Raw genomic sequence first — 23,195 nt, 5'->3', positions numbered from 1 at the left:
ATAGCCGCGGATCGCCGTGGTGCGGGGTGCGTGAGGACGTCCTGTGCCTCGGCTGTCAGGGGGCCCGGCGCCCGCCCGCGGCCGAGACCCCGCCCGGACGGCTCGGGAGTGGCAGGCTCGTCGGGTGACGCCGCGCTCCCGCCAGCTGCTCGAGACCGTGCTCGACGACGGGACCTTCCGGTCCTGGGACACCACGCCCGCCCCGGTCCCACTGGTGGCCGACACGCCGGAGTACCGCGCCGAGCTCGCGGCGGCCCACGAGCGCAGCGGCGTCGACGAGGCCGTGGTCACCGGGGAGGGCGCGATCGCGGGCCGCCGGGTCGCGGTGGTGTGCAGCGAGTTCGCCTTCCTCGCCGGTTCGATCGGCGTCGCCACCGCCGAGCGGCTGATCCGCGCGATCGAGCGGGCGACGGACGAGCGCCTGCCGCTGCTGGCCGCGACGGCCTCGGGCGGGACCCGGATGCAGGAGGGCGCGATCGCGTTCCTGCGCATGGCGGCGATCTCGGCGGCGGTCACCGCGCACAAGGCCGCGGGCCTGCCGTACCTGGTCTACCTGCGGCACCCGACGACCGGCGGGGTGTTCGCCTCCTGGGGCTCGCTGGGCAACGTGACCGTGGCCGAGCCCGGCGCGCTCGTCGGGTTCCTGGGGCCGAAGGTGTACTCCGCGCTCCACGACGAGCAGTTCCCCGAGGGCGTGCAGAAGGCCGAGAACCTGCACCGGCACGGCCTCGTCGACGCGGTGCTCCCGGCGGAGCGGCTCGCCGGGGTCGCCGCCCGGGTGCTCGCGATGCTCGACCCCGTCGACCCGATGCGGCTGCCGCCCGCCGCACCGGTGCGCGGCGAGCCCGACGGCCCGGACGAGGACGCGTGGGCCTCGATCGAGCGATCCCGGCGGCCGGACCGGCCCGGCGTGCGGGACGTGCTGCGGCTGGCGGCCACGGACGTCGTCCCGCTGGCCGGGACGGGCGAGGGCGAGGCCGGGCGCGGCCTGCTGCTGGCGCTGGTGCGGTTCGGCAGCGTGGCCTGCGTGTTGCTCGGGCAGGACCGGCGGGCGCAGGCGGCGGAACCGCTCGGCCCCGGGGCGCTGCGGACCGCGCGGCGCGGGATGCGGCTGGCCGCCGAACTGGGGCTGCCGGTCGTCTCGGTGATCGACACGACCGGCGCCGCGCTGTCGGTCGACGCCGAGGAGGGCGGGCTCGCCGGCGAGATCGCGCGCTGCCTCGGCGAGCTCACCGAGCTCCCCGTCCCGACGGTCTCGGTGCTGCTCGGGCAGGGCACCGGCGGCGCCGCGCTCGCGCTGCTGCCGACGGACCGGGTGATCGCCGCCCGGCACGGCTGGCTCACCCCGTTGCCGCCCGAAGGGGCGAGCACGATCGTGCACGGCACCCCGGAGAAGGCGGCGGAGGTCGCGGCGCATCAGCACGTGCGGGCCGTCGACCTGCTGCGCGCGGGGGCGGTCGACACCATCGTCGACGAGCGGCCCGACGCCGCCGACGAGCCCGAGGCCTTCGCCCGCCGGGTCGCCGACGCCGTGGAGTCCGAGCTGCGCGCCCTGCTGCCGCTCTCCCCCGTCGACCGCCTGGTCCGGCGGCGGCGGCGCTACCGCACCCTGGGCCTGCGCTGAGCGGGCGGCACTGCTGCGGGCCGGGCCCGATCATTCCGTCACGACCGGCGATCAGCCGGACACACACGGTCAAGGGGTGAATGCGCAGTCCGGGTCGCCCTCCCGGACCGACGTGCAGGTGACGGCCATCCCGAACGGGTGATTCCGGCGCCACACCCGGCGCCGGAAAGGGGGCCGGACGCATTCCCTGGGCCGTTCGGGTGGTTCCCCTTTCGCAATCGAATCGCAACGACTCTCCGCTCCGAATCCGCACGACGCTTGGCATGATGATCGTGGGGTCGTTGTGACGCGAGGGGGAAGAGTGAAGTCCGTGCAGTGGCGTGCCGTGCGCCGGGTCCTGGCGGGCGCCGTCGCACTCGGCCTGTCCGCGGGACTCGTGGCCGCCTGTGCGAGCGCCAACGCGGAAGCCGGGCAGGCCGGGCAGGCCGGGCAGGCCGCGACCGCACCGCAGGCGGAGCGGGCACCCGCGACCATCCTGCCGAGGCTCGATCTCCAACCCGCCGCCGGGACGACGGACGTCCACCCCCTCGGTGCCGTCCGCGCCTCCGCCACCGCCGGCACGCTGCAGGACGTCGCGCTCACCGACTCGGACGGCGAGGCGCTGCCGGGCACCTACTCCGCCGACCGGGCGCAGTGGACCGCCACCGCGCCGCTGGCCTACCGCGAGACCTACACCTGGAGCGGCGCGATGGTCGCCCCCGGCGGTGCGGTCACCCCGCTGGCCGGATCGTTCACCACCGTCGCCCCGTCGCGGCTGGTCAGGGCGTCCACGAACATCGGGGACGGGGCGACCGTCGGCATCGCCGCGCCCATCGTCGTCCGGTTCGACCGCGATCTCTCCGACGAGGCCAAGGCCGAGGTGGAGCGCGGGCTACGGGTCACGACGTCCACCCCGGTGGAGGGCGCGTGGGCGTGGCTGCCGGACGACGCCAGGGGCTCACGGGTGCACTGGCGACCGAAGGAGTACTGGCCGGTCGGCACCCAGGTGTCGATGGTCGCCCCGCTGTACGGCAAGGACCTCGGCAGCGCCGGCTACGGCTCCGCCGACCTCACCACCCACTTCACCATCGGCCGCAGCCAGATCGTGCGGGCCGACGAGGACAGCCACCGCATCGTCGTCGTCCGCGACGGGCAGCAGGTGATGGACCTCCCGGCAAGCTACGGCCTGGAGTCCGACCCCCGCCGCGTCACCCGCAGCGGGATCCACATCGTGATGGCGAAGTCCGAGAAGGTCCTGATGTCGAACCCGGACTACGGCTACGTGAACATGCCGGAGTACTGGGCGGTGCGGATCTCGAACAACGGCGAGTTCATCCACGCCAACCCGGCGTCGCAGTCGGCGCAGGGCCGCCGCAACGTCTCGCACGGCTGCATCAACCTGTCGCTGGCGAACGCCAGGGCCTACTTCGAGACCGCGATGTACGGCGACCCGGTCGAGGTCACCGGCAGCAGCGTCCCGCTGTCGGCCCGGGACGGCGACATCTACGACTGGGCGGTGCCGTGGGACGAGTGGAAGGCGATGAGCAAGCTCAGCATCTGAGACCGCGTGCCTGCACGAACGGCACTCTTGTGCGGTAGGTCCGCACAAGAGTGCCGTTCGTGCGACTCACTGGATCCGCCGCTCCACCCCGGCCCACGCCTCGTCCCGCAGCACGAACTTCTGGATCTTCCCGGTGGAGGTCTTGGGCAGCTCGCCGAAGGTCACCGACTTGGGCGCCTTGAACCGCGCCAGCCGCCCCCGCACGTGCTCGACGATCTCCTCCTCCGTCGCCGACGCGCCCTCCTGCAGCGTCACGTAGGCCGCAGGGACCTCGCCCCATCGCTCGTCCGGCACCGCGATCACCGCCGCCTCCAGCACCGCCGGATGGTCCATGATCGCCTGCTCGACCTCCACCGAGGCGATGTTCTCCCCGCCGGAGATGATCACGTCCTTCGACCGGTCCCGCAGCTCCACGTACCCGTCCGGATGCAGGACGCCGATGTCCCCGGTCCGGAACCAGCCGTCCGGCGCGGCCTTCGCGGTCGCCTCCGGATCGTCGAGGTAACCGAGCATCAGGTTGTTGCCGCGCAGGGCGATCTGTCCGGTGGTCGTGCCGTCGGCCGGGACGTCGGCCCCGTCCTCGCCGATCACCCGCACCGGGCACGAGATCATGTTCCCGACGCCCTGGCGCGCCTTGAGCCGCGCCTGTCCCTCCGCGTCGAGGTCGTCCCACTCCGGGCGCCAGTCGCAGAGCATCGCCGGCCCGTAGGTCTCGGTCAGCCCGTAGAGGTGCGTGACCTCGAAGCCCAGCTCCCCCATCCGCCGCAGGATCGCCGGCGACGGCGGCGCCCCACCCGTCGCGATGCGCACCGTGTGCCCCTCCGGCAGCGGCGCCGCGTCCTTCGCGTACGCGATCATCGACAGCACCGTGGGCGCGCCGTTGAGGTGGGTGACGCCCTCCTCGCGGATCAGCCGCCACACCTCGGTCGGGTCCACCTTGGGCAGGCACACGTGCGTCGCGGCGGCCGCGGTGACCGCCCACGGGAAGCACCACCCGTTGCAGTGGAACATCGGCAACGTCCACAGGTGCACCGAGCTCGGGGTGAGCCCGGTGTGCCCGACCATCGCCACGGACTGCAGGTAGGCGCCGCGGTGGTGGTACATCACCCCCTTGGGCCGGCCGGTGGTGCCGGACGTGTAATTGATCGACAACAACGACCGCTCGTCCGACGGCGTGCGGTGCACCGGCTCCGCGCCCGCCAGCAGCGCCTCGTACTCCTCGCCCGCGCGGATCCGGTGGGGCGGCGCGTCGAGCTGAGCGAACACGTCGTCGACCAGGGTGTCGAACGACGGGTCGTGGATCAGCACGGCGGCCTTCGAGTGCTGCAGGATGTAGGCCACCTCGCCGGCGGAGAGCCGGGTGTTCACCGCCACCAGGGGCACCCCGGCCCACGGCACCCCGAAGTTCGCCTCCAGCAGGACGTGCGTGTTCGGCGCCAGCACGGCGACCGGTCGTCCGTGCCCTGCGTCGGCTCCGCGCGATCCGTCGCCGCCCGCCAGGCGCGCCAGCCCGCCCGCCAGGCGGGTGCACCGCTCGTGGAGCTCCGCGTAGGTCCACCGCCGGTCCCCGTCGACGACCCCGACCCGGTCGCCGTGCGCCGCGGCGGCGCGATCCAGGTACGCGGTCGGGGTCAGCGGCTCGTAGGAGAGGGCGTCGAGAAGGGTGGGATCGAGGGCGGCATCGCTCACGAGGGTGAGCCTCACCCGCCCGGGCACCCGGGCGCAACGGGAGGCCGCACGGCCCGGGACCGGTCAGGAGGGGGCGAGCGGCCCGACCTCCTTGCGCCGCTGCGCCACCAGCTCCGTGACCCCGGACAGGAAGCGGGCGACGGCGGCCAGCTCCGCACCGCTGTAGCCCTCCAGCATCGCGTCCATCCCGGTGCCGAGCGGCCCGAAGAACGCCTGGCCGATCCCGGCGGCGGCCGAGCCGTAGCGCAGCACGACCCGGCGGCGGTCCCGCACGTCGCGGCCCCGGCGGACGTAGTCGTGCCGTTCCAGCCGGTCGACGAGCGCCGTCGTCGCGCCGGAGGAGAGCCCGAGGTGGGCGCCGAGCCGGCCCGCGGTGAGCGGTTCCCCGACCTGCTCGGCGTTGAGGACCGCGATGAGCGCGTGCAGGTCCGTCGTGTGCAGCCCGTGCTGCTCGGAGAACGCCTGGGCGAGCCGCGCGGACTCGGTGGCGTAGGCCTGGAGCAGTCGGACCAGCTCGTCCCGCAGCGGCCCGTCCGTCATGATCGCCAGGTTACCGACCGGTCCACCGCGGCTCCCGCTTCTCCAGGAACGCGGCCACGCCCTCCCGGCGGTCCTCGGAGGCGAGCACCGCCTCCGTCGCCTCCCGGGTGGCGGCCCAGCCCCGCTCGTCGGGCTCGCCCGCGACGGTCTCGACCGCCCGCAACGTGGCCCGCACCGCCGCCGGGGCGTTGGCGCACACCTGCTCGGCGAGGGCGAGCGCGGCGGCCTCGGCACCCCCGTCGTCGGTGACGTCGGCGAGCAGGCCGAGCTCGTACGCCCGGTCCGCGCCGAGGGGCCGGCCGGTGAGCAACATCTGTTTGGCGACGGTGAGCGGGAGCGGCCGCGGCGCCCGGAACAGCGCCCCACAGTTCGCGACCAGCCCGCGGGCCACCTCCGGCAGCCCGAACCGCGCCGAGCGGCTCGCCACCACCAGGTCGCAGGCCAGCACGATCTCGAACCCGCCGCCGTAGGCGACGCCCTCGACGGCCGCGATCAGAGGAGTGGACCGATCCCGCCGGACGACGCCGTAGTTGCCGCCCCGGGCGGTGGGCTCGCCCGCGCCCGCCGCCAGGTCCGTGCCGGCGCAGAAGACCGTCGGACCGCCGGTGAGGACGCCGCACCACAGGTCCGGGTCGTCCTCGAGCTGGTTGAGCGCGGCGTCGAGGGCGGCGGTCATGGCCGCGTCGACGGCGTTGCGCTTGGCCGCCCGCTCCATCCGGATCAGCAGGACGTGCCCGCGCCGCTCGGTCGAGACCCGGTGCTCCGTCGCGGTGGAGGTGCTCACGCCCCGACCCTAGGGTCCGGACCGTGACGGACACGAGATCACGTTTCGCGCTCCCCGCCGTCGGCCTGTGGACCGGCGCGCTCGACGTCGTCCCCGCCGCCCGGGCCCGAGAGCTCGCGGCCGAGCTGGAGTCCCTCGGCTACGGCGCCCTGTGGATCCCCGAGGTGGCCGGGCGGGACCCCTTCGTCCACCTGTCGATGCTGCTCTCCGCGACCGGGCGGATGATCGGGGCGACGGGCATCGCGAACATCTGGGCCCGGGACGCCGTCGCCACGTCCTGTGCGACGAAGGCGCTCACCGAGGCCTACCCGGAGCGGGTGCTGATCGGGCTCGGGGTGAGCCACCAGAACCTGGTCAGCGGGCTGCGCGGGCACCGGTACGACAGGCCCCTGACCGCGATGCGCGAGTACCTCGACGGCATCGACGCCGCCCCGTACACGGCGCAGCGGCCGACGACCCCGGCCCGGTACGTCCTCGCCGCGCTGCGCCCGAAGATGCTCGGGCTCGCCGGCGAACGGACCGACGGGGCGCACCCGTACTTCGTCACGCCCGCGCACACCGCCCGGGCGCGGGAGACCCTGGGCGCGGATCCGCTGCTCTGCCCGGAGCAGGCCGTCGTGCTCGAGACGGACCCGGGGAGGGCCCGGGAGATCGGCCGCCGCTACACCGCGACCTATCTGGCCCGGCCCAACTACGTGAACAACATCACGACGCTGGGCTTCGACGAGTCCGACCTGGCCGACGGCGGGTCCGACGCCTTCGTCGACGCCCTGGTGGCCTGGGGCGACGCCGACACCGTGGTGCGCCGGGTGCAGGAGCACCTCGACGCCGGCGCCGACCACGTCGCCGTCCAGGCCCTGCCGGTGGAGAAGCGCGGGGTGCCGGAGGACCAGTGGCGCGAGCTGGCGGCGCCGCTCGCCGCCCTGCGGAAGAGCTGAGCCTGCGGGGGACGCGGCGGGGTCGACCGGAACGGGCCGGCCGGAGTGGTGGCCGGCTGGAGTGGTCGGGCGGGACGGGACGGCCGGAACGGGTACGACCGGAACCGGGGTCGGACCGGGACTGGTGGGACGGAAGTGGCCGGACGCCTGCCCGGCGGCCCACATGGTCATCGTCCGGGACCACCCGCGGCCACTGCTGGCCGGAACATGACCGAAGCGGTGATCGTGCAGGGCCCGGGCTGGGAGCCGGCTGAGACCGCCGGGCGATCTCCTGGCCCCTCGCTCGTACCCTGGTGGTGTGGCCAGCTCGCCGCTCCCCCTCCGCACCGCCGTGCTCACCGCCCTCGCCCTCGCCGCCTCCGGGGGCCTGGCCGCGGTCGGCGCCGCCGCGTGGGGCATCCCCCGCGCGATGGGCGCACCGCCCGAGGAGCTGCGCCGGGCCGCGGACGGGTCGCCGCACGCCCGCGCGGGCAGGTTCCACAACACCGAGCCCGGTATCGCGCTGTCACCCGCCACCGTGCCGGTCGCCCTGCGCGCCATCGCCCTCCGACGGTCGGGGCGACCGACCCGGCCCGTTCCCCTCGTCGGCCCGGCGACCCGGACCGGCGGCGCGACGACCGGCGGACGAACCGGCGGAGCGACCGCCGGCGGGACGACCCGCGCGACGGCTGACCGGAAGTCCGGGGCCACGGCCGACGCCACGACCCGCGCGACGGCCGGCGACGCGGCCCGCGGGGCGACCGGCCGGACCGCAGGGGGGACGACCGGCGGGTCCGCCGGGGAGCTCGCCGTGACCTGGTTCGGCCACTCCAGCGTCCTGCTCGAGATCGACGGCCGCCGTGTGCTCGCCGACCCCGTCTGGGGCGAGCGCGTCTCGCCCTCCCGGCTGGTGGGCCCCCGCCGGCTGCACCCCGCGCCCGTCCCGCTCGACGCGGTGCCCCCGGTCGACGCCGTGCTGATCTCGCACGACCACTACGACCACCTCGACCTGCCCACGGTCCGGGCGCTGGTCGCCGACCCGCGGCACGGCGGGGCCCCGTTCGTCGTCCCGCTGGGGATCGGGGCACACCTGCGAGCCTGGGGTGTCCCGGAGGGCCGGATCGTCGAACTGGACTGGGACGGCACCGCCGAGGTGGCCGGCCTCACCCTCGTCTGCGCCGAGGCGCGGCACTTCTCGGGCCGCGGCCTGCGGCGCGACACCACGCTCTGGTCCTCGTGGGCCGTCGCCGGCCCGCGGCACCGGGCCTACTTCGGCGGCGACACCGGCTACACCGCCGCGTTCGCCCGCGCGGGTGCACGCTGGGGACCGTTCGACCTCACGCTCCTGCCGATCGGCGCCTACGCAGACCTGTGGCCGGACATCCACATGACGCCCGAGGAGAGCGTGACCGCCCACCGCGATCTGCGCGGCCGGGTGCTGCTGCCCGTGCACTGGGCGACCTTCAACCTCGGCTTCCATGCCTGGTCCGAGCCCGTGACCCGGTTGGGGGCCGCCGCGGAGAGGGCCGGAGTCCCGCTCGCGCTGCCCGTTCCGGGGCAGCGAATCGACCTGACCGGCCCGCCACCGACCGCGGACTGGTGGACGCCGGTGGCCTGACCGGCACCATTCGTACCGTTCCGCCCGCGGCCCGCCTTCAGGTTCCCGCAAGGTTCCCGGGCTTGCGCGCTCACTCGAAGGATGCGTCCGAAGGAGTGATCCGCGCGACGCGCGCCACCGCCAGGCCGGACCCCGAATCGACTTTCCGCGAGGCCTTCCTTTATTCTCGGCGCCGACGCATTCTCCTGTTCCGCACGCCGATGAACTCCGCCCCCGGAAAGTCACCCGGACAGCCGCCGGGCGATGCCTCCTGCCCGCGTGGATTCCGGTGACGGACGGGAGCCCGGAGAGCAGAAGGGCTGAGGGAACGTGGCGAAGCAGACCACGGTCACGCTGATCGACGACCTGGACGGCGGCGAGGCGGACGAGCAGGTGGAGTTCTCCGTGGACGGCAGGTCCTACGAGATCGACCTGTCGACGAAGAATTCCGAGAAGCTGCGCGAGGCCCTGGCCCCGTACATTGCGGCGGCCCGCCGCGCCTCCGGCCGGCGCTCCGCGGGCGCCGCCGCCGCGCCCGCCTCGCGGCCCGTTTCCGACCGCCAGCAGAACCAGGCCATTCGCGAATGGGCGGTGGCGCAGGGGATGAAGATCTCCGAGCGTGGGCGGATCCCGTCCAATGTTCTCGAGGCCTACCACGCGGCCCACTGATCTCGCCGGAACGGGTGCCACGGTTCGGTGACAACACGCGCACCATTGGTCAACGAACCGTGGCTCCGCCGCCATTTCCCCCGCCCTCGGCGCCCCTTCCGGAACAGGCAGGACCCGACTCGGGAGGAGGGCGGCTCGTCCGGTCGGTCCACGCCCCACCCGTCGCGGTGACCCCGGCACGCTCCGCTCACCGGTAGACTTGTCCGACCCGCTCCGGTACCCCGATCCGGTGAGCGGACCTGACGAGAGGCACGAGACGTGAACGAGAAGGTCACCGACGGCTACGGAACCTGTCCCGTGTGCGCGCAGCTGAAGCATGTCACCCCCGAGTCGACCCTGCGCCTGCACAACCGGTTCTCGGCCCGCGGCACCGTCGTGTTCGCGCAGCGCTGCGCCGGTTCCGGCGCGCCGTCCCTCGAGAGCACGGAGCGCCCCGCGGCCTCCGCCTGAACCGCACACCCGGCCCGACGCGTCGCCACGCTCCCCCTGCGGCGCCGGGCCCGCGTACCGCGAGTTCCGCCTCACCTCCGTCCGCCGTCGTCGATCGTCTGCCAGGATCGGACCTTCCGACAGCAGAGCGGACGACGTCGATCGAGGAAGAGGACGGACATGTACCCGGGCACGCACGCCACCACGACCCCCGAGAAGCCTGCGGTGGTGATGGCGGGCAGCGGCGAGACGCTGACCTTCCGGCAGCTCGAGGAGGGTTCTGCGCGCCTGGCCCGGTACCTGCACGAGGCCGGGCTGCGCCGCGGCGACGTGATCGCCGTCGTCACCGAGAACACGCCCCGGGTCTTCGAGATCTACTGGGCGGCCCGCCGCTCCGGCCTCTACGTCACGATGGTCAACCACCATCTGGCCGCGCCCGAGGCGGCCTACATCGTCACGGACTGCGGCGCCAGGGCACTGCTGGTGTCCGCGGGCGTGGCCGGGCTCGCGGGCGCCGTCGGGGACCAGGTCTCCGTCGACGTCCGGCTCGCGTTCGGCGGCCCGATCCCCGGCTCGGACGTCTACGCCGACTACGACGACGCCCTCGACGGCGTCTCGGCCGAACCGCTGCCCGAGCAGCCCCGCGGCGCCGACATGCTCTACTCCTCGGGCACCACCGGCCGCCCCAAGGGCATCAAGCCGTCGCTGCCGGACTCCTCGGTCGACGAGCCGGGCGACACCTACATCGACCTGTTCGGCCCGATGTACGGCTTCGACACCGAAACCGTGTACCTCTCCCCCGCGCCGCTGTACCACGCCGCGCCGCTGCGCTTCTGTGCCACGGTCCAGGCGATCGGCGGCACCGTCGTCGTGCTGGAGCGGTTCGACCCGGAGGCCGCGCTGGCCGCGATCGAGCGCTTCTCGGTCACGCACAGCCAGTGGGTGCCGACGATGTTCGTGCGCCTGCTCAAGCTGCCCGAGGAGACCCGCCGCACGTACGACCACTCGTCGCTGCGGGTGGCGATCCACGCGGCCGCGCCGTGCCCGCCCGAGGTCAAACAGGCGATGATCGACTGGTGGGGTCCGGTGCTCCACGAGTACTACGGCGCCACCGAGGCCAACGGGATCACGTTCGTGAGCTCGCCGGAGTGGCTGGAGCGGCCGGGCACCGTCGGCCGGGCCGGCCTGGGCGTCGTCCGGATCTGCGACGACGAGGGCAAGGTCCTCGCGCCGTACGAGGTCGGCACCATCTACTTCGAGCGGGACGAGCGGCCGTTCGAGTACCACAACGACCCGGAGAAGACCGCCGCCGCGACCCACCCGGACCACCCGACCTGGACCACCACGGGCGACCTCGGTTTCCTCGACGAGGACGGCTACCTGTTCCTCACCGACCGCAAGGCCTTCATGATCATCTCGGGTGGGGTGAACATCTACCCCCGCGAGGTCGAGGACGTACTGGTCACGCACCCGTCGGTGCTCGACGTCGCGGTGATCGGCGTGCCGGACCCGGAGATGGGCGAGGCGGTCAAGGCGATCGTGCAGCCCGCGCCGGGCGTCCACGCGGGGGCGGAGCTGGAGCGCGAGCTGATCGCCTTCGTGCGTGAGCGGATCGCGCACTACAAGGCGCCGCGCAGCGTCGACTTCACCGACTTCCTGCCGCGCACCCCCACCGGCAAGCTGGTCAAGCAGGAGCTGCGGGACCGCTACCCGCACTGACCCCCGGCCGCGCCGGGCGGGCTGACCCCGGTGGGCAGCGGCCCGAACGGACCTTGCCGAACGTTCGCTCACCTGGGCAGGCTGTGCGCCATGACGACGCAGTCGGGTGCCCTCGTCGGCCGTGGCATGAGCTTCAGCGACATCGTCGCGCGCTGGGCGCGCGTGACCCCGGACACCCTGCTGTTCGTCGACGCCGTGGCCGGCGTCCGACGGACCTACGCCGAGTCGGACGACCGGATCACCCGGCTCGCGAACGCCCTCACGGCGGGCGGGGTGGCCCGCGGCGACCGGGTCGTGGTGCTGGGCCTGAACAGCGCCGACCTGCTCGAGGCCTACCTCGCGCCGGTCCGCGCGGGCGCGATCTGCGTGCCGGTCAACTTCCGGCTCGTCGCCGACGAGGTGGCGTACGCGCTCACGGACTCCGGCGCCGTCTCGGTGATCGTCGACGCGGGCCTGAGGCCCACCGTGGAGAAGGCGCTGGAGAAGGCGCCGGGCGTCCGCCAGGTGATCACGATCGGCGGAGACCTGGAGGACGTGCTCGCCGCGGCCTCGCCGGACCACGTGGAGCTGCCGAACTCGGACGACGACACCGCCTTCATCATGTACACGTCGGGTACCACCGGACGACCCAAGGGTGCGATGCTCAGCCACCGCAACCTCTACCTGCACTCCTTCTCGAACATCACCACGTTGGGCGGCACGGGCGGCCCCGGCGTCTCGATGTCCGCCGCGCCGCTGTTCCACATCGCCGGGCTCGCGGGCGCGCACATCGCGATCACGGCGGGCGGCACGGTCGTCATCCCGCGGTCCGGCAACTTCGACCCGGTCGAGACCCTGGACGTCCTGGAGCGCGAGAAGGTCACCTCCTGCTTCTGCGTGCCCGCCCAGTGGGCCGCGATCTGCGCGGTGCCGGGGATCGCCGATCGCGACCTCTCCGCGCTCACCCGGATCTCCTGGGGCGCGGCACCCGCGTCCACCACCCTGCTCCGGACGATGATCGACACCTTCCCGCAGGCCCAGGTCACCACGGCCTTCGGGCAGACCGAGTGCAGCCCGGTCACCACCCTGCTGCGCGGCGAGGACGCCCTCGGCAAGATCGGCTCGATCGGCACCCCGATGGCGAACGTCGAGGTCAGGGTGGTCGACGACGAGATGCACGACGTGGCGCCGGGCGAGGTCGGCGAGATCGTCTACCGCGGGCCGCTGATCATGAGCGGCTACTGGAACAGGCCCGAGGAGACCGCCGAGGCCTTCCGCGGCGGCTGGTTCCACTCCGGCGACCTCGTCCGGCAGGACGAGGACGGCTACTACTACGTGGTCGACCGCACGAAGGACATGATCATCTCGGGTGGCGAGAACATCTACTGCGCCGAGGTGGAGAACGTCCTGGCCGCGCACCCGGGGATCGGGGACGTCGCGCTGATCGGGGTGCCGGACCCGAAGTGGGGCGAGACCCCGATGGCGGTGGTGGTCGCCGCGGACCCCGCCGCGGCGCCGACCGTCGAGTCCATCGAGGCCTACTGCCGGGAGCACCTCGCCGGATACAAGCGGCCCCGCCGGATCGCGATCGTGGAGGCATTGCCGCGCAACCCCTCCGGCAAGGTGCTCAAGACGGTGCTGCGCGAGCAGAACCAGGCGGGGTCGCTCGTCTCGCAGCCCGCGGTCTGAGCCCTGTGAGTGGCGATGGTCGCCATGGCGACGATCGCCACTCACGACCTAGGTTGCCGGGGTGCCCGATCTCGATCCCGACGAGTTCCGCAGGCTCGGTCACGCGCTGGTCGACTGGGTCGCCGCGCACCGGGCCGGGCTGGCGGAGCTGCCCGTCCGGCCCGCGGTGCGGCCCGGGGAGATCCGCGCGGCCCTGCCCGCGGACCTGCCCGACGAGCCCGCCGACGACGTCGGCGCCGCACTGACCGGCCTGCTCGACGACGTCGTGGTCCCCGGGTCGCTGCACTGGCAGCACCCCGGGTTCTACGGCTACTTCCCCGCCCAGGCCTCGCTGCTGTCGCTGCTCGGTGATCTCGCCTCCGGCGGGCTCGGCGCGCAGGGGATGCTCTGGTCCACCTCACCGGCCGGCACCGAGGTCGAACAGGTGCTGGTCGACGGGTTCGCCCGCGCCCTCGGCCTCGGCGAGCCGTTCACCTTCACCGGCGGCGGGGGCGGGTCGTTGCAGGACTCGGCGTCGTCGGCCGCGCTGGTGGCGCTGCTCGCCGCGCTGCACCGGGCCTCGCCGGACTGGCGGGAGACGGGCGTCGACGGCACCGAGCGCGTCTACGTCACCGCCGAGACGCACTCGTCCCTGGCCAAGGCGGTGCGGGTCGCCGGGCTCGGCGCGCGGGCCCTGCGCACCGTGCCCTTCTCCCCCGGCACGCTGACGATGTCCGCCGACGCACTGGCCGCGATGCTCGCCGAGGACCGGGCGGCCGGGCTGCGGGCGGTGCTGGTGTGCCCGACGGTCGGGACCACCGGCACCGGGGCGATCGACCCCGTCCGCGCGGTGTGCGAGGTCGCGGACGGGGCATGGGTGCACGTCGACGCGGCCTGGGCCGGCGTCGCGGCGCTCTGCCCCGAGTTCCGGCACGTGCTCGACGGCGCCGAGCTGGCCGACTCGGTCTGCACGGACGCGCACAAGTGGCTGGCGACGGCGTTCGACGCGTCGTTGCTGTGGGTCCGCGACGGGACCGCCCTGCCGGCGGCCCTGTCGATCACGCCGGAGTACCTGCGCAACCCCGCGTCGGACTCGGGCGAGGTCGTCGACTACCGGGACTGGCAGGTGCCGCTCGGCCGCCGCTTCCGCGCGCTCAAGCTGTGGGCCGTGGTGCACGGGACCGGGCTGGAGGGGCTGCGGGAGGGCATCCGCGCCCACGTCGAGCTGGCCGAGGACCTGGCCTCACGGGTCACGACGGACCCGCGGTTCGCCCTGGCCGTACCGCCCTCGCTCGCCCTGGTGTGCCTGCACGTCCTCGGCCCCGACGGCGCGCCCGACGACGCCGCCGGCCGCGCCCTGCTCGAGCGGATCAACGCCGGCGGGCGGGCCTTCCTCACCCACACCACCGTCGACGGCCGCTACGCGATCCGCGTCGCGGTCGGTGCCCTCGGCACGGGCCCGGAGCACCTCGACGTCCTGTGGTCCGAGCTGACCCGCTGATCCGGTTCAGGAGATCGTCTCCGGCGACGTCGCGAAGTGGGCGACGGTGCCGGCGAGCGCGTGCAGGTAGTGGTCCAGCACCGTCCGGTTCACGTTCTCCAGGCGGTCGCAGGCCTGGTGGTAACAGGGGTCGTAGGCCTCGCCGGCCTGCCCGCCGTCGGCCCGGGCCTGTTCCTCGGTCTTCCTCCTGCGGTCGCCGTTCTCCGCGCCCGCCGACGGGATGCCGGCGGCGACGAAGGGGGTCTCGTCGTCCCCGACGAACCTGACACGTTCGACGTCCACCCCCGTGCTGCCCAGCTGGGCGGCGAGCACGTCGGCCACGGCCGCCGAGCCCGGGGGGCCCGCCTCCGAGACGTCGTCCCCCGTCCCGCCCTGCACGAAGTAGCCACCGTTCGGCGAGGCGATCATGTCCACGTTCAGGTACAGCACGATCTTCCCGCGCTCCTCGTCGGACAGGCCGGTCACGTAGCCGGTCGACCCTTGCGCACCGGTCTCCTCGGACCCCCAGAAGCCGAACCGGACGACGTTGCGCACCGCCGGCGAGGACCCGAGCCGGGTCGCGATCTCCAGCAGCGCCGCCACCCCGGACCCGTCGTCGACGATGCCCGGTCCCTCCTCCACCGAGTCGAGGTGCGCGCCGATCATCACGACGTGGGCGGGATCACCCGTGCGCGTCTGCGCGACCACGTTCTGCGCCGTGGTCCGGCCGTCCTCGCCGCCGCGCCGCCGCGAGACCGGGTAGTCCGGCGTCGCGACGTCGTAGCCGGCGGCGCGCAGGACGCCGGTGACGTAGTCGACGCTCGCGGCGTACCCGGGGCCGGGCGAGGCGCGGTTGCCCCCGTTCCGGTCGGCGATCCCCTGCAGCTCCTGCAGGTGCTCGACGGTCCCGGCGTCGGTCACCGCGCCCTTGAGCTGCCGTGCCAGCTGCCCGTCGACGACCGGCACCGTCGGACGCGAGGCCGGACCGGTGGCCGTGCACCCGGCCAGCACGGCGAGCACGACGGCCAGCAGCGCCCACCGGAGGCGCTTGCGGGTGCGGGACCGGGCCTTCGTCATGCGGCCTCCTCGTCGAGGGTGTGCGGCAGGGCGCGGTCCGGACCGGGGCGGCCTGCGTGCAGGAACTCGGTGCAGGGTCCCGGTGCCGTTTCCCACGATCCTGGGAGACCGCTGAGGATCGCTAGTCCGGGATCTCCCGCTGGTCGGCCACGACCACCCCGAACAGGTCGGCGACGGAGGCGAGGCTCGCGGCCTGCAGGGTGGCGGCCGGCACCTCGGGGTGCTGCTTCAGCAGCGTGTCCAGCTCCGTGCCGGTGAACGAGTTCGGGTAGTGCTTCACCACCGTCGCCTCGCCGGACCGCGGGGCGACCCGGTCGACGATCGCGCCGATCTCCTCCCGGACGTCGTACGGCGTGCCGGGGCCGGCGTCGTGCAGGACGTGGACGATCGGGATGCCGGCGGCGCGGGCCCGGTCGAGCAGTTCCTCGGCCTGGTCGAGGGCCGCCTGCACGCCCTCGAGCTCCATCAGGCCGCGCGTGTAGGTGTTCTGGCAGTGGGCCGATCCCACCGGCACCCGGGGAGCGTCGGTGGGTGAGGTTAGCCTCCCCCACATGACGGGGGAGATCACCGGGCGGGCCGTCCGCCGGGGAGCGATCCGGGCCGAACGGTGGCACGTGCTCGCGGCGGTGCTGCTGCTCTGCGGGCACCAGGCCGGCGAGGCGCTGGTCCCGGTCCTGGTCGGCGTCGTGATCGACCAGGGCGTCGCCGCCGGGGACCTGCGCGCGATGCTGGTGTGGCTGCTCGCGCTGGGCCTCGACTTCCTCGTCCTGTCGAACTGCTACCGCTTCGGGGCGCGCCGGGCGCGGCACGCCGAGCGGCACGTCGACCGCCGGTTGCGGCTGCGGATCGCCGACCGGGTGCTGGACCCGCGCGGCGGCGCCGAGTCCGGGCGGCTCCCGGGTGCGCTGGCGAGCGTGGCCACCTCGGACACCCAGCGGGTCGCCGGGCTCGGGTTCGGGCTGCCGCTGCTCCTGGCGCAGGGCACCGCGCTCGTGGTGGCCGCCGTCGCGCTGCTGCGGATCTCGCTCCCGCTCGGCCTGCTGATCCTCCTCGGCACACCGCCGCTGCTCCTGCTGCTGCACCTGCTCGGGCGCCCGCTGGAGAAGCGGAGCGGGCCCGAGCAGGAGCGGGCCGCCCGGGCGTCGGGCGTCGCCGCGGACCTCGTGGCCGGCATCCGCGTGCTGAAGGGCATCGGCGCCGGCCCGGCCGCGGTGCGCCGCTACACCGGCACCAGCCGCGCGGCCCTGCGCGCGACGCTGCGGGCCACGGGCTCGCAGGCCTGGTACCAGGGCGCGGTCCTGCTGCTCAACGGCCTGTTCCTCGCCCTGGTCGCACTCGTCGGCGGGCGACTGGCGCTGGCCGGCGAGCTGAGCGTCGGCGGGTTGGTCGCCGCCGTCGGGCTCGCGCAGTTCCTCGTCGGCCCGCTGCAGACGATCGGGTTCGTCAACGCCCGGCTCGCGCAGGCGCGGGCCTCGTCGGAGCGGATCGCCGACGTGCTGTCGGCGCCGCCGGCGGTCGCGCCGGGCGAGCGATCCGTCCCCGAGGACCCCCCCGGCGCGCTCACCGTCCGCGGCCTGCGCGCGGGGCCGCTGACCGGGCTGGACCTCGACGTCTCGGCCGGCGAGCTGGTCGGGGTCGTCGCCGAGCCGGCGGCCGCCACCGCCCTGCTCGCCGCGCTGGCCCGCGAGTCCGACCCCGAGGAGGGCGGTGTGGAGCTCGACCGGGTCCCGCTCGACGCGTACCCGCCCGAGCAGGCGCGCGCGGCGGTGCTGGTCGCCGCGCACGAGGCGGCGCTGTTCACCGGCACCGTCGCCGAGAACGTCCGGGCCGGGGGGCCGGGCGACCCGGCGGCCGCGCTCGCCGCCGCGGGGGCCGACCAGGTCCTCGAGAGCCTGCCCGCGGGCGCCGACACCCCCGTCACCGAGCAGGGCCGGTCGCTCTCCGGTGGGCAGCGCCAGCGGGTCGCGCTGGCCCGCGCGCTGGTCGCCGACGCCCCGGTGCTGGTCCTGCACGACCCGACGACCGCGGTCGACACGGTCACCGAGGCGCGGATCGCCGAGGGGCTGCGGCTGCTCCGGGCCGGCCGCACCACCGTGCTGCTCACCACCAGCCCGACGCTGCTCGCGGTGGCGGACCGGGTCGTCGTCGTCGACGAGGGGCGGGTGCGCGCCGAGGGCACGCACGCCGACCTGCTCGCCGGCGACCCCACCTACCGCGGTCTGGTGCTCGCGTGAGCGCCCGTCGGCTGCTCCCCGTCGCCGACGGCCGCGCGGTCCGCGCGGCGATCGGCGAGCTGGCCCGCCCGCACCGCGGACGCGCGGTCGCCGCCGTGCTGGCGCTGGTCGCCGGGGCGGCGGCGAGCCTGGTCACCGCTCCCCTGCTGGGCCGGATCGTCGACCTCGTGATCGGCGGCGGCGCGCCGGCCGCGCTCACCGCCCCGGTGCTGCTGCTGGTGCTCGTCGCGGTCGTGCAGGGCGTGCTGGCCGTGCTGGGGCTGCGGCTGCTCGCCCGGGTCGGCGAGACCGCGCTGGCCACCCTGCGCGAACGGTTCGTCGCCCGGGCGCTGGAGCTGCCGCTCGGGCGGCTCGAGGAGGCCGGCTCCGGCGACCTCACCGCGCGGGTCACCACGGACGTCACGACGGTCGGCGAGGCGGTCCGCGAGGCCGTGCCGGAGTTCGCGCGGGCCGCGTTGGTCATCCTGCTCACCCTGGTCGGGCTGGCCGCGCTGGACTGGCGGTTCCTCGTCGGCGCGCTGCTCGCCGTGCCGATCCAGGCGTGGACCGCGCGCTGGTACCTCGGCCGCTCGCAGGCGGTCTACGCGGCCGAGCGGATCGCCGGGGGCGCGCAGCAGCAGGAGCTGCTCGACACCGTCGGCGGGATCGGGACCGTGCGCGCGTTCCGGCTGCACGAGCGGCGGGCCGCGCGGATCCGCGAGCGCGCGGGCGAGGTCGTCGAGCTCGACCGGCGGGTGGTCGTCCTGCAGACCCGGTTCTTCGGCCGGCTCAACGCCGCCGAGTTCGTCGGGGTCGCGGGCGTGCTCGGGGCCGGCTTCGCCCTGGTGAGCTCCGGCGGGGCCACGGTCGGCGCGGCGAGCGCGGCCGCGCTGTACTTCGTCAACCTGTTCGGGCCGGTCAACCAGGTGCTCTTCCTGCTCGACGTCGCCCAGTCCGCGGCGGCGAGCCTGGCCCGGATCGTCGGGGTCGCGTCGCTGGCCCCGGAGCCCGAGCCCGAGCAGCCGGGCGTCCCGGTCGACGGCCGGGTGCGCGCCAAGGAGATCGAGCACGCCTACGTCGAGGGGCACCCGGTGCTGCACGGCGTGGACCTCGACGTCCCGGCCGGGACCCGGGTCGCGCTGGTCGGGGCGTCGGGCGCGGGCAAGACCACGCTGGCGTCGATCCTCGCCGGGGTGCACGAGCCGAGCTGCGGCGCGGTCGACCTCGGCGGCGTGCCGCTCGCCGAGCTCGGTCCGGCCGGCGTGCGGGGGGCGATCGCGCTGATCACGCAGGAGGTGCACGTCTTCGCCGGGCCGCTGGCCGAGGACCTGCGGCTCGCCCGGCCGGGCGCCACCGATGCCGACCTGCGCGCCGCGCTCACCACGGTCGACGCCCTGACGTGGGTGGAGGCCCTCCCCGAGGGCCTCGACACCGTGGTCGGGGCGGGGGCGCACACCCTCACCGCGGTGCAGGCCCAGCAGCTCGCGCTGGCCCGGCTCGTGCTGGCCGACCCGCCGGTCGCGATCCTCGACGAGGCCACCGCCGAGGCGGGCAGCGCCGGGTCCCGGGTCCTGGAGGCGGCGGCCGCGCGGGCGCTGGCCGGGCGCACGGCGATCACCGTCGCCCACCGGCTCAGCCAGGCCGCCGGGGCGGACCACGTGGTGGTGCTCGACGGCGGCCGGATCGTCGAGCAGGACACGCACGAGGCGCTCGTCGCCGCGGACGGCGTGTACGCACGGCTGTGGGCGGCGTGGGCGGAGCGGCACTGACCAGGGCCGGGGTGATCAGCATCACGGCTGCATGACGCGGGCAGCCGCCTCAGGTCGTGAGGACCCGCGCGGGGGCGGGAGCGGGTGCACCGGCCAGTGCCGCCGCGATCTCCCCCGCCCGGACCGCGACGGTCGAGAGCAGCGTCGAGGTGATGCCGTGGGTGTGCTCGGTCGCGCCCTGCACGAAGAGCCCGACGTCGACGGCCCGGCCCTGCGGGGTCGCGCCCGTGACCAGCCGGTAGTCGCGGCGGACCTCGGGACGTCCGGCGTCGTCGCGGGTGCACGCGGCGGCGAGTGCGGGATCGAGCAGCCACAGCGGGTCCGTGGGCCGGTACCCGGTGGCGTAGACGACGACGTCGGCGGTCAGCACGTCCCGCGCCCCGTCGATCAGCGACTCCACCGCCAGCTCGACCCGGTCGCCGGTGTCGACCACGTCGGCCACCCGGGACACGTTGTGGAAGCGCAGCCGCTCCCGACCGGCGACCCGCTCGTGGTAGTGCCGCCGGTACAGCTCGGTGATCAGGTCCGGGTCGACCACGGAGTAGTTCGTGTTCGCGTGGTAGCCCATGATCATCTTCTTGACGGGGTCCGGCGCGGCGTAGAAGTCGTCGACGGCGGCCGGGTCGAAGATCCGGTTGGCGAAGGAGCTGTCGTCGGCCGGGCTGTAACCGTAGCGGGCGAACACGGCGTGCACCTCGGCGTCGGGGTAGGTCCGGTGCAGGAAGTCCACGGTCTCCGCGGCGCTCTGCCCGGCCCCCACCACCGCGCAGCGCGCGGCGGTCCGCAGCTGCGGTGCGCGGTGCAGCAGGTCCCGGTTGTGCCAGACCCGCGGGCCGAGCGTGACCCCGCGCGGCACGTTCGGGGTGAGCCCGGTGGCCAGCACGACGTTGCGGGCCCGCACCCGCACCGGCCCGCTGTCGGCCTGGAAGCCCACCACCTCGGCGAGCTCGACGGGCCCCTCCACCTCGACCGGCACCACCTCGGTGACCTCGGCGCCGTACTCCACGACGCCCGCGAACCGCACCGCGACCCACTCCAGGTAGTCGTGGAACTCCAGCCGGGTCGGGAACGCGCTGCCGTAGTTGATGAAGTCGACGAGCCGGCCGCGGTCGTGCAGGTAGGCGAGGAAGGTGAACGGGCTGACCGGGTTCCGCAGCGTGACCAGGTCCTTGAGGTAGGAGATCTGCATGGTCGCGTCCTCGAGGAGCATCCCGCGGTGCCAGCCGAACCGCTCCTGCCGCTCCACGAACCGGTAGCTCAGCCGCTCCTCCGCCGGCGCAGTGGCGTTGTGCTCGGCCAGGGCGACCGCCAGCGCCAGGTTGGACGGTCCGAACCCGATCCCGACGACGTCGACCACCTCCACGCCGTCGGCCGCCCGCTCGGCACGCGGGTGGTCGGGGGTGTTCGGGGGCGGGACGGTCATCGTGTCCTCTCGGTGCCCGGCGTCAGGCACAGTTGGCGAGCCTCTCTTTACTCAGGGGAGGCTAACTTTCGGATCGCCGGGACTCACGGCTCCGGGTGGGTGATCCCGATCGCGCGCTGCCACGCTCCGTCGTCGCCGGACCGGACACCGCTGGTCCGACCGTGGACGGTCCGTCCGAGCGCCCCCGCCGAGCACCAGGACCGGCCGGGGCCGTGCCGTGTGCCCGCCCCACTCGCCCGCGAACGCCCACCCGGGCGGGCGACGGCGCAGCCGGATGGGGCGTCAGGTGGCCAGCAGCGTCCGGACCAGGTCCTTCCACTGCGCGACCAGCGGATCGGTGGTGTGGTCGCGTGGATCGAAGGCGTAGGTCAGCGCCGCGCCGCGCATGCTCGTGAGCAGGATGTCGCGGAGCTGGCGGAAGCGCGGGTGCGCGGCGAGCTCGTCGCCGAACATGCGCGCCATGGACTCGCGGATCGCCGAGCCCAGGCCGCGCTCGGTCGGGCGCAGCGCCTCGGCGATGTCCGGGTTGGAGCGCGCGGCCGTCCAGAGCTCGATCGCGGCCCAGAAGTGGGGCTCGGAGAAGCTCTCCCAGAGCAGCTCGACCACGCGGTCGGCACGCTGCCGGAGATCGCGCGTGCCCTCCTCCTCGAGCAGCCGCGTGAGCCGGTCCTCGGTGTCCTGCACGCGCTTGGCGGCGAGGTGCCCGGCGGCGGCGACCAGCAGCAGGTCCCGGGAGGGGAAGTGGTGCAGCAGGCGGCCGCGCGAGACGCCCGCGCCGGCCTGGATGGTCAGGGTGGTGGCGCCGGAGTAGCCGCCCTCGACGAGGGCGGCCACCGCGGCGTCCAGGATCCGGGCGCGGCTGTCGCTGCTGCGCTGCGCCCGGGTCCGGGGTTCGGTGCCCGTCATGAGGTCACAGGCGAGGTCACAGGCCGAGGGAACGGCCGATGACCTCCTTCATGATCTCGGTGGTGCCGCCGTAGATGCGGGTGATCCGGGCGTCCGCGTAGGCCTTGGCGATCGGGTACTCGTTCATGTACCCGTACCCGCCGTGCAGCTGCAGGCAGCGGTCGACGACCCGTCCCTGCAGCTCGGTGCACCAGTACTTGGCCTTGCTGGCGTCGACCGCCGTGAGGTCGTCCGCGTTGAGCGCGCGGATGCAGTCGTCGACGTAGTGCCAGGCCAGGTCGATCTCGGTGGCGATCTCGGCGAGCACGAACTTGGAGTTCTGGAACGAGCCGATCGGCTGGCCGAAGGCCTTGCGCTCCTTCACGTACTCCAGCGTCCAGTTCAGCGCGGCCTCCGCGGCCGCCACGCCCGCGACGGCGATCGACAGCCGCTCCTGCGGCAGCTTGGTGACCAGCTGCGTGAAGCCCTGCCCCTCGGCCTCCCCCAGCAGGTTCGCGACCGGGACCCGGACGTCGGTGAACGACAGCTCCGCGGTGTCCTGGGCGTGCTGGCCGAGCTTGTCGAGGTTGCGACCGCGCTCGAAGCCCTCCATCCCGCGCTCGAGCACGAGCAGGGACATGCCCTTGTGCTTCTGCGACGGGTCGGTCTTCACCGCGGTGATCACCACGTCGGCGTTGATCCCGTTGGTGATGAAGGTCTTCGCCCCGTTGACGACGTAGTGGTCGCCCTCGCGGCGGGCCGTCGTCGACATGGAGGCGAGGTCGGAGCCGATGCCCGGCTCGGTCATCGCGATCGCGGTGATCAGCTCACCGGAGGCGATGCCGGGCAGCCAGCGCTTCTTCTGCTCCTCGTTCGCGTAGGTGAGGAAGTACGGCATGCAGATGTCGTTGTGCAGCGTCAGGCCGAGACCCGAGCCGCCGCAGCCGGCACGCATGAGCTCCTCGATGACCACGGCGTTGAAGCGGAAGTCCTCGACCCCGCCGCCGCCGTACTCCTCGGGTACGTCCATGCCGAGGAAGCCGTTCTTCCCCGCCTCGGCGAACACCTCGCGCGGGACGATGCTGTCCCGGTTCCACTGCTCGTCGTGCGGGGCGATCTCGACCTCGACGAACTTCCGGAACGACTCCCGGAAGGCCTCGTGGTCGCTCTCGTAGAGGGTGCGCTTCATGCCC

19 protein-coding genes are annotated in these 23,195 nt (G+C 74.4%); 11 read left to right on the top strand and 8 right to left on the bottom strand.

Features of this window, described 5'->3' with window-relative positions; genetic code table 11:
- Positions 1–124 precede the first annotated feature (124 nt).
- Entirely contained in the window at positions 125–1,624 is a 1,500-nt protein-coding gene (locus ACL02T_RS02645) for a carboxyl transferase domain-containing protein (protein ID WP_412829000.1), read from the top strand.
- A gap of 301 nt (positions 1,625–1,925) precedes the next feature.
- Positions 1,926–3,164, top strand: a complete 1,239-nt coding sequence (locus ACL02T_RS02640; RefSeq protein WP_412828999.1) for a L,D-transpeptidase — start codon at positions 1,926–1,928, stop codon at positions 3,162–3,164.
- A gap of 66 nt (positions 3,165–3,230) precedes the next feature.
- On the opposite strand, the gene ACL02T_RS02635 is transcribed toward ACL02T_RS02640, so the two are convergent.
- The 3 genes from ACL02T_RS02635 to ACL02T_RS02625 form a co-directional block, all read right to left on the bottom strand.
- Entirely contained in the window at positions 3,231–4,853 is a 1,623-nt protein-coding gene (locus ACL02T_RS02635) for an acyl--CoA ligase family protein (protein WP_412828998.1), read from the bottom strand.
- A gap of 63 nt (positions 4,854–4,916) precedes the next feature.
- Positions 4,917–5,393, bottom strand: a complete 477-nt coding sequence (locus tag ACL02T_RS02630) for a MarR family transcriptional regulator (RefSeq protein ID WP_412828997.1) — start codon at positions 5,391–5,393, stop codon at positions 4,917–4,919.
- 10 nt (positions 5,394–5,403) lie between these two features.
- A complete protein-coding gene (locus tag ACL02T_RS02625; protein ID WP_412828996.1) occupies positions 5,404–6,177 on the bottom strand; it encodes an enoyl-CoA hydratase-related protein in 774 nt (257 codons plus the stop codon).
- A 23-nt stretch (positions 6,178–6,200) separates the two neighbouring features.
- On the opposite strand from ACL02T_RS02625, the gene ACL02T_RS02620 reads away from it, so the two are divergent.
- The 7 genes from ACL02T_RS02620 to ACL02T_RS02590 all read left to right on the top strand — a co-directional run bounded on the left by ACL02T_RS02620 (position 6,201) and on the right by ACL02T_RS02590 (position 14,656).
- A complete protein-coding gene (locus tag ACL02T_RS02620) occupies positions 6,201–7,115 on the top strand; it encodes a TIGR03620 family F420-dependent LLM class oxidoreductase (RefSeq protein ID WP_412828995.1) in 915 nt (304 codons plus the stop codon).
- 298 nt (positions 7,116–7,413) lie between these two features.
- Entirely contained in the window at positions 7,414–8,712 is a 1,299-nt protein-coding gene (locus ACL02T_RS02615) for an MBL fold metallo-hydrolase (protein WP_412828994.1), read from the top strand.
- A 309-nt stretch (positions 8,713–9,021) separates the two neighbouring features.
- Positions 9,022–9,360 (top strand): histone-like nucleoid-structuring protein Lsr2, encoded by a 339-nt coding sequence (locus ACL02T_RS02610; protein WP_412828993.1) that lies wholly within the window; start codon positions 9,022–9,024, stop codon positions 9,358–9,360.
- A 258-nt stretch (positions 9,361–9,618) separates the two neighbouring features.
- Entirely contained in the window at positions 9,619–9,810 is a 192-nt protein-coding gene (locus ACL02T_RS02605) for a hypothetical protein (RefSeq protein WP_412828992.1), read from the top strand.
- 159 nt (positions 9,811–9,969) lie between these two features.
- Entirely contained in the window at positions 9,970–11,508 is a 1,539-nt protein-coding gene (locus ACL02T_RS02600) for an acyl-CoA synthetase (protein WP_412828991.1), read from the top strand.
- A gap of 90 nt (positions 11,509–11,598) precedes the next feature.
- Positions 11,599–13,176: a long-chain-fatty-acid--CoA ligase gene (locus tag ACL02T_RS02595; RefSeq protein WP_412828990.1), complete on the top strand. Its 1,578-nt coding sequence runs from the start codon at positions 11,599–11,601 to the stop codon at positions 13,174–13,176.
- A 61-nt stretch (positions 13,177–13,237) separates the two neighbouring features.
- On the top strand, positions 13,238–14,656 hold the full coding sequence (locus tag ACL02T_RS02590; RefSeq protein ID WP_412828989.1) for a pyridoxal phosphate-dependent decarboxylase family protein: 1,419 nt from the start codon (positions 13,238–13,240) through the stop codon (positions 14,654–14,656).
- 6 nt (positions 14,657–14,662) lie between these two features.
- On the opposite strand, the gene ACL02T_RS02585 is transcribed toward ACL02T_RS02590, so the two are convergent.
- Both ACL02T_RS02585 and ACL02T_RS02580 read right to left on the bottom strand, forming a co-directional pair.
- Complete coding sequence (locus tag ACL02T_RS02585) at positions 14,663–15,712, bottom strand: M20/M25/M40 family metallo-hydrolase (RefSeq protein WP_412828988.1); 1,050 nt, start codon at positions 15,710–15,712, stop codon at positions 14,663–14,665.
- A gap of 121 nt (positions 15,713–15,833) precedes the next feature.
- Positions 15,834–16,226, bottom strand: coding sequence for an isochorismatase family protein (locus ACL02T_RS02580; protein WP_412828987.1), 393 nt, complete (start codon positions 16,224–16,226; stop codon positions 15,834–15,836).
- 37 nt (positions 16,227–16,263) lie between these two features.
- Here ACL02T_RS02580 and ACL02T_RS02575 point away from each other — a divergent pair, with 37 nt between their 5' ends.
- Together ACL02T_RS02575 and ACL02T_RS02570 are read left to right on the top strand one after the other, a co-directional pair.
- On the top strand, positions 16,264–17,946 hold the full coding sequence (locus ACL02T_RS02575) for an ABC transporter transmembrane domain-containing protein (RefSeq protein WP_412828986.1): 1,683 nt from the start codon (positions 16,264–16,266) through the stop codon (positions 17,944–17,946).
- Positions 17,943–19,694 carry an ABC transporter ATP-binding protein gene (locus tag ACL02T_RS02570; RefSeq protein WP_412828985.1) on the top strand — a complete coding sequence of 584 codons (1,752 nt, stop codon included), beginning with the start codon at positions 17,943–17,945 and terminating at the stop codon, positions 19,692–19,694. The genes ACL02T_RS02575 and ACL02T_RS02570 overlap by 4 nt, the downstream gene beginning before the upstream one ends.
- A gap of 49 nt (positions 19,695–19,743) precedes the next feature.
- On the opposite strand, the gene ACL02T_RS02565 is transcribed toward ACL02T_RS02570, so the two are convergent.
- From ACL02T_RS02565 to ACL02T_RS02555, 3 genes are all read right to left on the bottom strand, one after another.
- Positions 19,744–21,117 (bottom strand): lysine N(6)-hydroxylase/L-ornithine N(5)-oxygenase family protein, encoded by a 1,374-nt coding sequence (locus ACL02T_RS02565; RefSeq protein ID WP_412828984.1) that lies wholly within the window; start codon positions 21,115–21,117, stop codon positions 19,744–19,746.
- Between the two features lie 282 nt (positions 21,118–21,399).
- Complete coding sequence (locus tag ACL02T_RS02560) at positions 21,400–22,023, bottom strand: TetR/AcrR family transcriptional regulator (protein ID WP_412828983.1); 624 nt, start codon at positions 22,021–22,023, stop codon at positions 21,400–21,402.
- Between the two features lie 16 nt (positions 22,024–22,039).
- Complete coding sequence (locus ACL02T_RS02555) at positions 22,040–23,191, bottom strand: acyl-CoA dehydrogenase family protein (RefSeq protein WP_412828982.1); 1,152 nt, start codon at positions 23,189–23,191, stop codon at positions 22,040–22,042.
- Between the last annotated feature and the right edge of the window lie 4 nt (positions 23,192–23,195).

It is taken from the genome of Pseudonocardia oceanicola, assembly GCF_047200735.1.
Lineage (GTDB): Bacteria > Actinomycetota > Actinomycetes > Mycobacteriales > Pseudonocardiaceae > Pseudonocardia.
This window is presented reverse-complemented; position numbering and strand designations above follow the sequence as displayed.

Bases quoted from the DNA above. Each gene is read 5' to 3' on its own strand.
- ACL02T_RS02575 (WP_412828986.1), top strand. From the start codon at position 16,264: ATGACGGGGGAGATCACCGGGCGGGCCGTCCGCCGGGGAGCGATCCGG.
- ACL02T_RS02630 (WP_412828997.1), bottom strand. From the start codon at position 5,393: ATGACGGACGGGCCGCTGCGGGACGAGCTGGTCCGACTGCTCCAGGCC.
- ACL02T_RS02595 (WP_412828990.1), top strand. From the start codon at position 11,599: ATGACGACGCAGTCGGGTGCCCTCGTCGGCCGTGGCATGAGCTTCAGC.
- ACL02T_RS02585 (WP_412828988.1), bottom strand. From the start codon at position 15,712: ATGACGAAGGCCCGGTCCCGCACCCGCAAGCGCCTCCGGTGGGCGCTG.
- ACL02T_RS02560 (WP_412828983.1), bottom strand. From the start codon at position 22,023: ATGACGGGCACCGAACCCCGGACCCGGGCGCAGCGCAGCAGCGACAGC.
- ACL02T_RS02555 (WP_412828982.1), bottom strand. From the start codon at position 23,191: ATGAAGCGCACCCTCTACGAGAGCGACCACGAGGCCTTCCGGGAGTCG.
- ACL02T_RS02600 (WP_412828991.1), top strand. From the start codon at position 9,970: ATGTACCCGGGCACGCACGCCACCACGACCCCCGAGAAGCCTGCGGTG.
- ACL02T_RS02565 (WP_412828984.1), bottom strand. From the start codon at position 21,117: ATGACCGTCCCGCCCCCGAACACCCCCGACCACCCGCGTGCCGAGCGG.